The sequence below is a fragment of the Nitratidesulfovibrio sp. HK-II genome (assembly GCF_003402415.2).
Classification (GTDB): Bacteria; Desulfobacterota; Desulfovibrionia; order Desulfovibrionales; family Desulfovibrionaceae; genus Cupidesulfovibrio.
In genome coordinates this window covers 1233814-1247451 of record NZ_AP036014.1, presented here as the reverse complement: position 1 = coordinate 1247451, position 13638 = coordinate 1233814, and the positions used below count along the sequence as shown (strand labels likewise).

The following is a 13638-nucleotide window of genomic DNA, read 5'->3' as shown; positions in this document are numbered from 1 at the left end:
CGCCGTCACCCCATCCACCACGAGGCCGCCATGACCGACACGCACCTGCATCCCGATGACACCCGCCGCACCGTGCTCGTGGTGGACGACACCGCAGACAACCTGACCCTGCTCAGCGACCTGCTGAAAGACGCCTACCGGGTCAAGGTGGCCAACAGCGGCGAAAAGGCCCTGCGCATCATCGCCTCCGGCAGTCCGCCGGACATCGTGCTGCTGGACATCATGATGCCCGGCATGGACGGCTACGAGGTGCTGCGCAGGCTCAAGACCCTGCCCGGCACGGCGGACGTGCCCGTCATCTTCCTTACCGCCCTGTCGGAAGAAGACGACGAGCGCATCGGGCTGGAACTGGGGGCGGTGGACTACATCACCAAGCCCGTCAGCGCGCCGATCATGCTGGCCCGGGTGCGCACCCATTTGCAAATGAAGGCCGCGCGCGACTTTCTGAAGGACAAGAACGAATTTCTGGAGGACGAGGTGGCCCGCCGCATGCGCGAACTGGCCGCCGTGCAGGACGTGACCATCATGTGCATGGCCTCGCTGGCCGAAACGCGCGACAACGAAACCGGCAACCACATCCGGCGCACCCAGCACTACGTGCGGGTGCTGGCGCAGCACCTCTCCCCGCACCCCCGCTTCGCCACCGCGCTCGCACCCGACGAAATTCCCCTGCTGTTCAAGTCGGCCCCGCTGCACGACATCGGCAAGGTGGGCATCGCCGACCGCATCCTGCTGAAGCCCGGCAAGCTCACCCCGGAGGAATTCGAAGACATGAAGCGCCACCCGGCGCTGGGGCGCGACGCCATCATGGCGGCGGAACGGCAGCTCGACACCCCGGTCTCGTTCCTGCGCCACGCCCGCGAAATCGCTTACTGCCACCATGAGAAATGGGACGGCACCGGCTACCCGCAGGGGCTTTCCGGCGACGCCATACCCGTCTCGGCGCGGCTCATGGCCCTGGCCGACGTTTTCGACGCGCTGATCAGCCGCCGGGTGTACAAACCGCCGTTCGACATGGAGAAATCCGTGGGCATCATTCGCGAGGGACGCGGCACCCACTTCGACCCCGACGTGGTGGACGCCTTTCTGGCCAACCTGCCGTCCTTCCGGGACATCGCCGACCGCTACGCCGATTCGGAGGAAACCCTGGCCGAAACGCGCGCCCGCACCGAAAAGGACTACCCGCTCACGGTGTCGCAAGGCTGATACCCTCCGCTCCCGCAGCGGCGATGCCGGATGCGGCGGGTTGTGCGCGGGCGCGTCCTTCCTGTTCGCGCGCCCTTTCCCTGCGCCGCCGCCCCATGGCGTGCCTCGGCCCATGGGCAGTGCGGCGGCCTTGCGCCCGCCGGTGGGCTTTGCTAGACCGGACGGGCGTTCCGACCCTTTCCCGCGCCCGCGCACACCCCCACCCCTCGCCATGCCAGACACCCCCACCACCCGCCGGCCAGAGGTCGCGCTGTTCATCCGCACCTACTCGCGCTACGGCGGCGTAGAGCTTTTCTGCCATCGCTTTCACGAATACCTGCGCGCCAGAGGCGTGCCCGTACGCGTGCTGTGCGGCGAAGTGGCCCCCGGCATGCCCAGCATGCCCGACATGCCCGACATGGCGGACAAGGCGGACAAGGCGGTCAGCCCGAACAGGCCAGACACGCCAGACACGCAGGTGCGGCCCGCCACGCCGCAGGACGGCGACGATCGACAACATGATGCGGACGGGCAGGCAGTGGCGGACAGGCAGGGCAACACCCCCTGGCCGGATGACGCCATCCGGCTTGCCGACCCCGACGCCGCGCCGCTGGCCGTGGACATCCGGGTGCTGGGGCTGTGGCGGCCGGGCCGGTTCATGAAGAATCTGGGCCTGCACTTCGCCGCCGCCCGCGCCCTTCGCGAGTTGCCCCCCACCACCGTCACCGTCAGCTTCGGCAACATGGCGGGCTGCCACATCCACCGCTCCGGCGGGCCGCACCGCGATTTCATGCGCCGGAGCCTGGCGGCGCAGCGCTCGCCCCTGCGGCGGTTCACCAAGGCGCTGTCGCGCCTGCTGAACCCCAACAACCTGCTCATGACCGTGCTGGACAAGGGCATCTACACCCACCCGGCCACCCGGCGCATCATCGCCATCTCGCAGAACGTGCGGACCGCCGTGGCGCGCCAGTTTCCGCATTCCCCGGCCACGGTGGTGGTGATTCCCAACGGGGTGGACAAGCGCCGCTTCAACCCGCAGCGCTTCGCCGACCTGCGCGGCGAGGCCCGCCGGGTCGTGGGGCTGCTGGAACGCCACCGGGCCCTCGGGTTCTGCTCCAGCAATTTCGAGTTGAAGGGGCTGGACCGGCTCATCGCCGCGCTGGCCCACCTGCCCGAGGAATACGTGCTGGTGGTGGCGGGCGGACGGCGCAGCCGCAAGTATGCCGACTACGCGCAATCGCTGGGGGTGGAGAAGCGGGTGGTGTTCCTCGGCAAGGTGGGGGCCGCCGACATGCCGCGCTTCTACGCGGGGCTCGACGTGTTCTGCCACCCCTCGTTCTACGACACCTTCGGCAACGTGGTGGCCGAGGCCCAGGCCATGGGAGTGCCCACGGTGACAACCCGCGCCACCGGCGCGTGCGACCTCATCGACGACGGCCGCACCGGCCGCGTGCTGGACGATCCGGAACCGTGGGCGCTGGCCAACGCCGTGTTCGACCTGCGCGACATCGCGGCGGGCGCGGACTTCGGCTGCGTGGAGGACGACGCGCAGGTCTTCGCCCGCTATCTGGAAGTGATCGAGGCGGTGCGCGCCGAACTGGCCGCCGCCGGAAAGAGCTGAGTTCGCCGGGAAGGCAACGGCCTGACCGGGCAGTCTACACCCACTCCAGGGCCGTATCCCCGCGCGCGGCCAGAAGCCGCGCTTTCGGTCCGCGCCCTACAGCCGCACCCGCTGAAACGTCCCGTCGGAAAGATCGAACAGCAGCACCCCGTCCAGCGGAGGCCTTCCGGCCAGCAGGCGCAACGCCTCCGAAGCCTGCATGGAGGCCGCGCAGGCCACGGCGGGCGCTGGCGTGCCCAGCCCGTCCTCCGCCGCTCCGCCCGCGCCCAGCAGTTCGTAGGGGCTCATGGAGCCGGGTTGCACCGTGGCCACAAGGCCGGTGAGTCCGGCCACCGCCGCCGTCACCAGCGGCAGCCCGGCCTGACCGGCGGCCCCGTGCAGGGCCATGCGCGACGCAAGCCCCCCCAGCGCGTCCACCACCAGATCCGGCACCGGCAACGTGCGGCATGCGGCGGCGTCATCCGCCCGGCCGCCATCGGCCGCAACCGCTGCGCCGCCCGCTCCGGCGGGCATGTGGCCCGCGCACAGCCCGTCCAAGCCCGCCGCATCGACGAAAGACGCCACCCCCGCGAACTCCACCGCGCCGTTCACCGCCGCCACGTGCAGCGCGGCGGCCTCGGCCTTGGGCATGCCCAGCCGGGCCTCCGCCGACAGCAGTTGCCGGTTCAGGTTGCTGGCCTCGAAGACGTCGCCGTCCACCCCCACGATGCGCCCCACCCCGGCCCGCGCCAGCAGGTCCAGCACGTGGCCGCCAAGGCCCCCCAGCCCCACCAGCAGCACCGTCGCCCGCAGCAGGCGGGCCTGCTCGGACGGGGAGAAGAAGGCGTGGTTGCGAATGTAGCGTTCAGGCAGGATGCCCGCGTCGCAGGCAGTGACCTCCACGTCGCGGGGGGGCGCGCCGGTGGCGCGGGCGATGCGGGGCGTGGCGTCATGGGGCAGGCGGCGGCAGGGTGCGCCGTCGGGCAGGGGGGCGTCCACGCTGGCGCGCAGCACGGCGGCCTGCACGTCGGACACGTCGTCGGAAAAAGCGGAAGGGCAACGGTCGGGGCTGCCGGGCGAAGCGGGGTCGCCGGGTGGGGTCATGCAATCCTCCATGCCCGCGTGCTGGCGGGGCATGGCGCACTATCGAACATGGGCGACGGACCTGTAAAGGGGCGGCAAGCAGGAGGCCACGCGGGCTTTGCCGCGCTATTCCACGAACCCCTCATGCTTGCCGCGCGGGGGCCTGCGCATGAACCAGATGCAGAAGAACAGCACCAGGAATATGGCCCCCTGCGAGAAGAAGGCGTCGTTGAAGGCCAGAGCCGAGGCCTCGCGCTGCAACATCTGGTAGATCAGCGTCTCGGCGCGTTCCGCAAGGTCGGTCAGATCTCCAAGCCGTGCGGCCAGAGCCATGCGGATCTGCTCGAAACCCAGCTGGTAGGCGGGCGACAGGGGGGTCATGTCCTCGGCCAGAATGCTGTGGTGGTACTGGGTGCGCCGGGCCAGCAGCGTGGTGACGAAGGCCACCCCGAACGAACCGCCGAGGTTGCGCAACAGGTTGTACAGCGGCGAGGCCGTGTTCATGGCCTCGCGCGGAACGTAGGCGAAGGTGACCACCGACAGCGACACGAAGAAGAACGGCATGGCGATGCCCTGCAGCACCCGGGCGAAGGCCGCCGTGCCAAAGTCGATGTACAGGTTGAACCCGGCCATGACGTGCAGCGAATACGCGCAGATCAGCATGCCGAAGGCCAGCAGCCAGCGGGCGTCGATGCGCTCGGTGAGCTTGCCTGCCACGGGCATGAACACCAGGGCCAGCATGCCGCCCGGCCCCAGCACCAGCCCGGCCAGGTAGGCCGTGTAGCCCATCAGCCCCTGCAGGAACAGCGGCAGCAGCACAATGGACCCGAAAAAGGCGAAGAAGCCGAAGAACATCACCGCGTTGCCGATGGCGAAGCTGCGGTTTTTCAGAATGCGGAAGTCCAGCACCGGCCTTGGGTGGCGCAGTTCCCAGAATACCAACCCGACAAGTGACACGGCGGAAACCACGGCCAGCGTGGTGATGAACGGCGAACTGAACCAGTCGTCCTGCTGGCCCTTGTCCAGCACGATCTGCAGCGCGCCGATGCCCGTGGTCAGCAGGGCCAGGCCCAGGTAGTCCACCACCTCGCCGCGCTGGCGTCGTTCCATGTACGGCGGGTCGAACAGGAAGGCCCCGGCCAGGTACAGCGCGAACAGGCCCACCGGCAGGTTGATGTAGAAAATCCACCGCCAGGTGAAGTTGTCCGTCAGGTAGCCGCCCAGCAGCGGCCCCAGAATGGGCCCCAGCACCACCCCCACGCCGAAGATGCCCATGGCCATGCCGCGCTGGTGGGGCGGAAAGGTCTCCATCAGGATGGCCTGCGACATGGGTTGCAGCCCGCCGCCGCCAAGCCCCTGAAAAATGCGGAACAGGATGATCTGCGCCAGGCTGGTGGCCGCCCCGCACAGCAGGGAACTGGCCGTGAACACGGCGATGGACAGCATGAGGAACCGCTTGCGACCCACAAGGCGCGCCAGCCAGCCGCTCATGGGAATGACCACGGCGTTGGCCACCAGGTACGAGGTGAGCACCCAGGTCACCTCTTCCTCGCCCGCGGCAAGGCTGCCCTGAATGTGCTTCAGGGCCACGTTGGCCACGCTGGTGTCCAGGATTTCGATGAGCGTGGGCACCATCACCGCCAGAGTGATGAGCCAGCGGTTGACCGATTCGGGTTCGCGCGACATGCGGCCCTGCCGTTGCGGCTACTGCTTGCGGGCCGGTTCGGCCGGGGCGGGGGACGGCGTGGCCGCCGGGGCCGGGGCCGAGACAGCCGGGGCTGTCCCATTAACGGCGGGCTTCCCCGCCTGCCCGGCGTCGCGCACGGTGGCCCCGTCCGGCCCGGCGGCGCGCTGCGGCACCTCGGAAACGCCCCGGTTGGTGAAGATCACCGGCACCGCGCTCATGCCCACGCGCAGGGGCGGCATGGCGGCGGGGTCGTAGTCGGTCAGGCGCAGCCGCACGGGAATGCGCTGCACCACCTTCACGAAGTTGCCCGAGGCGTTCTGGGGCGGAAACAGCGAAAAGGCCGCGCCCGTGCCCGCCATGATCGACTCCACCTGGCCCTTCAGGACCAGGTTGGGGTAGGTGTCGATGCGGATTTCGCAGGGCTGGCCGGGCTTCACGTCGGTGAGTTCGGTTTCCTTGAAATTCGCGGTCACCCACAGGTGGTCGGGCGACATGGGCACCACGGCCATGATCGGCTGCCCGCGCGTGACCATGCGGCCGGGCTCCACGTTCTTCTTGGTCACGTAGCCGTCCACGGGGGCGCGCACGGTGGTCCATTCCAGATTCAGCTCCGCCTGGCGGACCTTGGCCTGCTGGGCCTCCACCTGTCGGGCCCGGATTTCCGCCACCACCTGCCCGGTACCGGCCAGATCCACCTCGGCGCGCACGCGGCGCATTTCCGCCTCGGCCGCCGCGCGGGCCTTGCTGGCGGCCTCCAGCTTGGCGCGGGAACCATCCAGCCGCGCCCTGGCGGCATCGTCGGCGGAACGGGCGCGGTCCATGGCCTCGCGCGAGACGGCCCCCTGCCCCACCAGCGCCTCCAGCCTGCGCCGGTCAAGGGTGGCCTGGGCCTGTTCGGTGGAAAGGCGCTCCATCTCGTAGCGGGCGACGTCCTCTTCATCGCGGGCCTGCGCGGCGCGGCGCTTGGTGGCCTCTTCCACGGCCTGCGCGCCGGTCACCCGGTGCACGGTCTGGGAAAGCTCCAGCGGCACGCCGCGTTGCAGCGCGGCGAGCTGGGCGCGCGCCTCGGCCACGGCCACCTCGTACTCGGTGGGGTCCATCCGGGCCAGCACCTCGCCTTCCTTGACGAACTGGTTGTCCTCCACGGGCACGTCCACCACGTAGCCCGCCACGCGCGGCGAAACCATGAAGATGCGGCCATCCACCTGCGCGTCGTCGGTTTCCACCTTGCCGAGGCCGTGCCAGTACCAGACGCCCGCCGCCAGAACCATGACGCCGAGCAGGATGCCGAGGATGCGCTTTTTGCTGTTCATGCCGTATCGCCGTGTGGGCACGCGCGGTCGCGTGGTGTGCGTGTGGGAAAACCGGCCGCGCGCCAAGGCGCGGGACCGGACCGACGCCGGTCAGAAGACCGGAACGGCACGCCGTGCCAGCGCGGGGCGGAACAGCTCCGAACCGGGGCGGGACCGGACCGGGCATGCCGGGCGTCGGAATTACCGCTTTCGGGAACCGGCAATGCATAGCGCATGCCGTACCGGGGGCGCAACCGGGCAATGCCGGGTCCGGCGGCGGGCACTCGCCGGAGCGGCGGCGCACGCCGCCGCCACATGGCGTGCAACGCCGCGCACGGCGGGAACGGAACGGGGGATGCGTCATCACGAAAAGAGAGAAGGGGCAAAAGGGGCGGAAAGGAAAACGGCGGCTTTCCGCCCCTGTCCGTCCCTGTCCGTCCCTGTCCGGCGCTGTCCGGCGCTGTCCGTCCCTGTCCGGCGCTGGCGCGGCAGTCTGAGCCACGCCAAGGTCAGTCGAGCCCCGTGGACGCCGCCAGGTTCGGCGCCGCGTCCAGCATCGCTGCGGGCATGGCCGGGGTTTCCCCGCGCGGAGCACCCGGAGCGCCCGGCGTGTCAGGCGCGCCGCCCTTCTGCCCCGGAAACACCGAATGCAGCCCGTACCGGGACAAACGCTGCTCCAGTTCACCCTCCCGGTGCAGTGCATGCAACGCCGCCTCGAAGGCCGCCACGACCTCGGGCGCGGCGTGGCGCGAAAAGGCGATGGTGTAGTCCACCCGACTATGCCAGCCCGCATAGCGCAGGTTGGCGATGCGCAACAGCGCGATGGTGGCGAGGCCGTTGTCCTTGTTGGAAAACACGGCGTCGATGCGGCCTTGCGCCAGCTTGAGGAACCCGGCATCGTTCTCCGCCGCCACGTCCACCGTCATGCGCGCCTGCCGGGCCAACTGGTTGAGGATCTCCGCCGTCAGCGAGGGGCCGTAGACGCCCACGCGGTAACCGGCCACGTCGCGGGGGGCGGTGTAGTGCAACGGATTTTCCATGCGCACGAAAAAGCCGTACTCCCCCCGCACCAACGGAGGACAGAAGTGCAGCCAGTCTTCGCGCTCCGGCACCCGCCCGACGACGAAGATGCCATCGGCAGCGCCGCTGCGCACCTCCTGCTGGGCGCGGGCCCAGGGCAGCAGCCGAAAGGTGCAGCCCACGCCCATGCGCTGGCAGGCCAGGGTAATGATCTCGGCCACAGGCCCGGCCACGCGCTCCTCGTCGCCCGTGCGCTCCTGATAATTGAACGGCGGAAACTGCTGGGTGACAAAAGTAAGGCCCGTGGCGGCCACCCGGCCGGTCCCGGCGGGCTGGACCGGATTGGCCCGGGCAACGCCCGTCTTCCCGTTTGCCGTCTGGGCGGCGATGGCCCGCGCCGCGCTCCCCGTTGGCCACGCCAAGGCGACGGCCAGCGTCAGGACCAGCGTGAGGGTCAGGGTCAGGGCCGGCACGGGAGCCGCCACGCCGCCACCCGGCCGGAAAACATGGTTGCGGTGTCGCTGCACGGCCTGCTCCCTTGCCCACCCCACTGTGTCGAGCCGTCCCCCTGCGCCGCCGCGCCTGGTCATGACCGTCCCGCCGCCTTCATGGGGCCTCCACGGGCAGATGCACGGTGAACAGCGTGCCCCTGCCGGGTTCGCTATCCACCTCCAGGCGCCCCCCGTGCTTGTTCACCACCAGGTCACGGGCAATGGCCAGCCCCTGGCCCGTGCCCCGCCCCACCTCCTTGGTGGTGAAGAAGGGGTCGAAGATGCGGGGCAGCACGTCGGGCGCGATGCCGGTGCCGTCGTCGCGCACGGCAACCACCACCGCGCCGTCCGCCATGCGGCTGGAAACGGTGATGACGCCCCGCTCGTCCGGCTCCGCGCCCTGGTCGCGCAGCCTGTCGCCCACGGCGTGGGCCGCGTTGACCAGCAGGTTCATGAACACCTGGTTCAGGTCGCCCGCATGCCCCTGCACCATGGGCAGGTCGGGCGCAAGGTCCATCCGCACGTCGGCCACGTACTTCCATTCATTGCGGCACACCGTAACCGTGTTGGCCAGCCCGGCGTTGATGTCCACCGGCGTCTTGCCCCCGGCGTCGGGATGCGAGAATTCGCGCAGGGCCCGCACGATGCCGGAAACGCGCTCCACCCCCTCCTGCACCTGGCGCACGGCGGAGGGCAGTTCGGCAAGCACGAAATCCACGTCGTGCTGCTCGCGCAGGCGGGCCGCCTCGTCCAGCAGTATCCCGCCTGCGGCGCATTCCGGGCCGGACGCGGCCCGGCGCAACAATGCGTCATACCCGGCGATGGCCGCGTCCAGCGCCGTGGCGGCCGTGTCCAGAAAACGCGCATTGTCGCCCACGAACTGGATGGGGGTGTTGATCTCGTGTGCGATGCCCGAGGCCAACTGCCCGATGGACTCCAGCTTCTGGGCCTGCAGCAGTTGGGCCTGCAATAGCAGGCGTTCGCTGACGTCCTCGATGGTGCACACGAAGTGGGCCACCACGCCCGCGCCGTCGCGCAGGGGGGCAAGGCGGCATTCCGCGTCGAAGGGCGTGCCGTCGCCCCGCCGCAGCACGGCGCGGCCGTTCCAGGCCTCGCCGCGTTCCCGGGCCGACAGCAACGCGGCGAACCCCGCACCTCCCTCCCCGTAGCCGCCGCTCCCCGCACCGGCAGCCGCGCCCAGGTCCGCCAGACGGCGGTCCAGGGCATCGGCGCGCGGCCAGCCGGTAATGACGGCGAAGGCCGGGTTGGCGTAGCGGATGGAACCGTCTCCATCCAGAATCAGCATGGCCCCGGCGGAATTTTCCACGGCCTGTTCCAGCAGGCGGCGAGCCTCCTCGGCGCGGCGACGCGCCGTAAGGTCGATGAACACGCCGATGATGCCGCCCTCACCCGCCAACGCACCAGCGAACACGCTTTTGACCACGCCAAAGTAGCGGACCACGCCATCCGCGCAGCGGATGGGCAACTCGCTGGAGCGCGTGCCGCCCCGCTGGCGCAGTTCGTCGTCGTCGCGCAGCACGGCGGCGGCCATGTCGGGGGGGTACACGTCGGGAAAATCGCCCGGCGGGCGGCCGCGCACGTCTTCTCGCGCGCTGCCCAGTACCATCCGCGCGAAGCTGTCGTTGCAGTCCACGAAGCGGCCGGTGAAATCGCGGTAATACAGGGGGCTGGGAATGGCGTTCATCAACGCGCGCAGGAAGGCCAGGCGGCTGCGGGCTTCTTCTTCCGTGGCGGAGCGACGCTCAAGCTCGTTCAGGTAGTCGGCGTTCAGGCGGGTGAGTTCCGCCGTGCGCGCCTCCACCAGTTGGCCCATGCGCAGGCTGTGCCCTTCCAGATTGCCCATCAGCCTGTTGAAATAATTGGCCAGGTCGCCGATTTCGTCATGCGTTTCCGGCACCACGCGCACGGAAAGGTCGCCGCCCGCACCCGCCCGCACCCGCTCGGTCAGCCGCCGCAGGGGGCCGGTGATGCCCGCGCTGGCGTACAGGCTGGCCAGCGCCACCACCCCCGTGGCGGCCAGCAGCCACAACACGGCCAGGCGGCGCATGTGTTCGAGGGGGGCGTAGATCTCGTCGGTGTAGCCCGAGGCAGCCACGATCCAGTCGTAGTCCGCGAGGTAGGCGTAGACCACGATCTTCTCGCGGTAGCCCGCCTCGCCGGGGTTGCGCCACGAATAGACGATGCGGCCGGAGCGCTTTTGCAGCATCTCGCGGATGAACCGGCGGCCAGTGTCGTCGCGCGAGTCGGCGATGTCGCCCGGCTCCATCAGCGGGTGCACCAGAAGTTCGCCCCCGCCGGTCATGATGTAGGCATAGCCGGTTTCGCCCACCCTGTGCGAAAGCACGGCCTCGCGCAGCATGCCCACATCGAGCAGGTTGCGGAATTCCTCCCGGTAGGCCGAGGCGGAGATGATCCAGTCCCACGGCTGGAACCAGGTCATGTGCAGCGCCTTGGGACGGGCGTGGGTTTCTCCGGGGTTGCGCCACTCATACTGCAGGAACCCTTCGCGCAGGCGCGACTGGTCCCGCACGAACGCGAACTCGGACAGATCGCGTCCCAGCAGCGAGGCCACGGGGTGCACGGCCAGGATGGCGTTGGAGGTAAGGCAGTAGATGTAGCCGGATCGGCCGATGCCCATGCGCAGCAGGATGGCGGCGGCGTTGGCCTTGGCCTGCGCCTCGGTGATGGCCCCGGAGCGGTACCGCTCGTACTCCAGCACCACCACGTCGCGGGCCTTTTCGGACGCGGCGCGCAGATAGTTGCGCACGGCAAGGTCGGCCCCCACGCGCACGGTGCCGAGGATGGACTGGGTGGCGGCGTGCAGGCGCTCTTCCACGGCCTGCTCCACGGCCCGGCGGGCGTATACGTACGCGCCCGCGCCGCCGCACAGCAACAGCACGAGGAACACCAGCATGTAGCTGGCGAGCAGCTTTCCCCGAATGCCGAAACCCGTCATGCGGCCTCCATGCGTGTCCGATGTCGCCATCTTGCCAGATGAAACGCACGCGGAAAAGCCCGGCCCGACGCCTTGGCGAAAAAATCGGCCGAAAGCGTGGAAGACGGCGGAGGGATGGCGAAACGATGGCGGAGACGCCGCGAGGCCGGAGGGTGGCGCGGCCCGAAGGCGGACAACGACGAAAAGGCGGGGCGGGCAGCGGGCATCCGTCACGCCAACACGCGCCCGACTCGTCGTTTCCTGCCGAGGGCGGCGAGTCACCCGGATGGATCGAACGAAGGATGGTCGACGAACGCGGCCGCCCGCGACGGCGAATGGGCGGCCGTAGGGGGGGCCGCGCGCGCTACTTGTTCCGCGCGGCCCTGATCTGGCGCAAGGTGTCCTCGTAGCTGGAGCGGTGGGCGTCGTCGGCCAGGCGCACGGCTTCTTCGGCCAGGCGCTCGGCCTCGTCCAGTTGCCCGCCGCGCGTCAGCAGCAGCCAGGCCAGATTGTTGCGCGCCGGGGCGGATTCCGCCTCGGGCAGCAGGCGCACCGCGCTGCGGTAGTGGCGCTCGGCCTCTTCCAGTTCACCCTTCTGGAACAGCACGTTGGCCAGGAACAGATGCGCCTGGGGTACGTCGTCGCGCACGGCCTCGGCGTATTCGCGCCGGGCCAGGTCCAGCTCGCCCTTTTCCTCGTAGGCCTTGCCGAGGTCCAGGTGTTCCTGGCCGGACAAGGGGTCCGCGTAGACGCCGATGCGCGGCAGGGCGCACCCGGCCAGCAGCAGGCACAGCAGCGCTCCGCTCCACGCGATGCGCGCGGAACGGCGACAGGCCGCCAGGCGGGAAGGGGCCGAAGCCGAAACGCGGGCAGCGGCCGGGGCAGAAACGGGAACGGAAATCGGGGCGGAAGCGGACGGCATGGCGTTCGGCATGGGGCCTCCCGTGACGGTTCTGGCTAAAGGGCGGGCGTTGGCGCGGGGTCCCGTCACTGCCGCCGGACCTCCAGCGTCCAGCGGTCGGTACGGTCCCACGTGCGCAGAAACGACGCCCACGGCAGCCGTTGCAGGGGGGTACGGTCGGAGTTCACGATGACCGCGTCGGGCGCGTAGCCCACCACCACCATGAAATGGTAGGAGCTCACCAGCCCGTAGCCGTGGTCCACCATGACGATGCGCGGCTGGCCGGAATCCACGGCGGCCATCAGGTCGGCCACCGAGCCGTCGTACCAGCGGCTGGCAAGGCCCAGCGTGCGCGGGTACAGGGCAAGGTCCAGCGAAAGGGTGCCGTGCATGCCGGGGCGGAAAATGGTTTCGGCGATGCCCTCGGGCGTGGCCTGCGAACCGTCCAGCCCAAGGTGGCGCAGCACCCCGGCCAGCGAGGCGGGGCCGCACTGGTACTGTTCCTGCGCGAAGAAGGGCACGTCGGGGATGATGCGTTCGGCTGCCGGACGGGTGGGGTCCGGCGCGAGGGTGCCGGGGCCGCGCACGCAGCCCGTGACCGCCAGGGCCACGGCGAACAGCAGGGCAAGCAGCACGCGCGGGGCCTGCCCCCGCAGGGCGGGCTGCCCGGCCGGATGGAGCAGGCGGGGCAGGCGGGGCGGGCGGGACATGGGAACCGGGGAGGCCGTGCGGCCCGCCCGGCGCGAAGACGGATGCGGCATGAGCATGGCGGAAAAGACACCCCCGCGCGCCGGACCGGCCCAGTCAGGACAGGGCACGGCCCGGCGCGGCAGGGGCAAGCATGGCCGGGAAGTTACTGGACCACCACGCGGCGGTCGGCGAAGTGCAGGATCAGCACCACCAGCAGGATGACCACCAGGATGGCGATGACGAAGCCGAAGCCGTCGCCGCCGTGGGTCAGGTTGTCGATCTTCTTGGCCAGGTCGTGCAGTTCGGCGTCGGACAGCATGGACAGGCGCTGTTCCACTTCGGCCGAGGAGTAGCCAAGGGCTTGCAGGCGTTCGGAAACCATCTTGTTTTCCAGGGCCTTCTGCACGGTGCCCAGGTCACCGGTGCGCTGTTCGCCAGCCACGATGCCCGCGTTGGGAACAAAGGCGGCCTCCACACGGGGCACGAAGCTGAGCAGGCCCATGACGGCCACCATGACCATGGCGATGTGGCGCAGGGCGCGCCAGTTCAGAAGCATGTACATGTGTTCCTCCTTCTTGGGGGGTCGTCGCCGTCGTCCCGGCGAACGCTGTGCGCCGGGCCCGGCGTGCGCCGCGCGCGCACGGCACTCGTGAAATTTTCTAGACTTGCCTAGCAGACTTGCATGGCGATTACAAGACATGGCGGTTGCGACAAGACAACCGAAACCCGATTC

Annotated in this window: 10 protein-coding genes; 2 read left to right on the top strand and 8 right to left on the bottom strand. The window is 69.8% G+C overall.

Annotated features, from left to right (window positions below; genetic code table 11):
- The first annotated feature begins 30 nt into the window (after positions 1-30).
- Positions 31-1206 (top strand): response regulator, encoded by a 1176-nt coding sequence (locus RVX_RS04990; RefSeq protein WP_116304981.1) that lies wholly within the window; start codon positions 31-33, stop codon positions 1204-1206.
- 211 nt (positions 1207-1417) lie between these two features.
- Positions 1418-2806: a glycosyltransferase family 4 protein gene (locus RVX_RS04985; RefSeq protein WP_116304980.1), complete on the top strand. Its 1389-nt coding sequence runs from the start codon at positions 1418-1420 to the stop codon at positions 2804-2806.
- A gap of 96 nt (positions 2807-2902) precedes the next feature.
- Here the strand turns inward: RVX_RS04985 and RVX_RS04980 are convergent, their stop codons facing one another.
- From RVX_RS04980 to RVX_RS04945, 8 genes are all read right to left on the bottom strand, one after another.
- Positions 2903-3889: a ThiF family adenylyltransferase gene (locus tag RVX_RS04980; protein ID WP_116304979.1), complete on the bottom strand. Its 987-nt coding sequence runs from the start codon at positions 3887-3889 to the stop codon at positions 2903-2905.
- A 105-nt stretch (positions 3890-3994) separates the two neighbouring features.
- Positions 3995-5554 (bottom strand): DHA2 family efflux MFS transporter permease subunit, encoded by a 1560-nt coding sequence (locus RVX_RS04975; RefSeq protein ID WP_116304978.1) that lies wholly within the window; start codon positions 5552-5554, stop codon positions 3995-3997.
- Between the two features lie 18 nt (positions 5555-5572).
- The gene (locus RVX_RS04970) at positions 5573-6868 is read right to left on the bottom strand and encodes an HlyD family secretion protein (RefSeq protein ID WP_116304977.1); all 1296 of its coding nucleotides are present in this window, start codon (positions 6866-6868) and stop codon (positions 5573-5575) included.
- A 488-nt stretch (positions 6869-7356) separates the two neighbouring features.
- The gene (locus RVX_RS04965) at positions 7357-8352 is read right to left on the bottom strand and encodes a substrate-binding periplasmic protein (protein WP_230404389.1); all 996 of its coding nucleotides are present in this window, start codon (positions 8350-8352) and stop codon (positions 7357-7359) included.
- A gap of 121 nt (positions 8353-8473) precedes the next feature.
- Entirely contained in the window at positions 8474-11335 is a 2862-nt protein-coding gene (locus RVX_RS04960) for a cache domain-containing protein (protein WP_116304975.1), read from the bottom strand.
- A gap of 343 nt (positions 11336-11678) precedes the next feature.
- The gene (locus RVX_RS04955) at positions 11679-12248 is read right to left on the bottom strand and encodes a tetratricopeptide repeat protein (protein ID WP_230404388.1); all 570 of its coding nucleotides are present in this window, start codon (positions 12246-12248) and stop codon (positions 11679-11681) included.
- A 53-nt stretch (positions 12249-12301) separates the two neighbouring features.
- Positions 12302-12925 carry a C39 family peptidase gene (locus RVX_RS04950; RefSeq protein ID WP_230404387.1) on the bottom strand — a complete coding sequence of 208 codons (624 nt, stop codon included), beginning with the start codon at positions 12923-12925 and terminating at the stop codon, positions 12302-12304.
- A gap of 143 nt (positions 12926-13068) precedes the next feature.
- Positions 13069-13467 (bottom strand): PA2779 family protein, encoded by a 399-nt coding sequence (locus tag RVX_RS04945; protein WP_172596523.1) that lies wholly within the window; start codon positions 13465-13467, stop codon positions 13069-13071.
- Between the last annotated feature and the right edge of the window lie 171 nt (positions 13468-13638).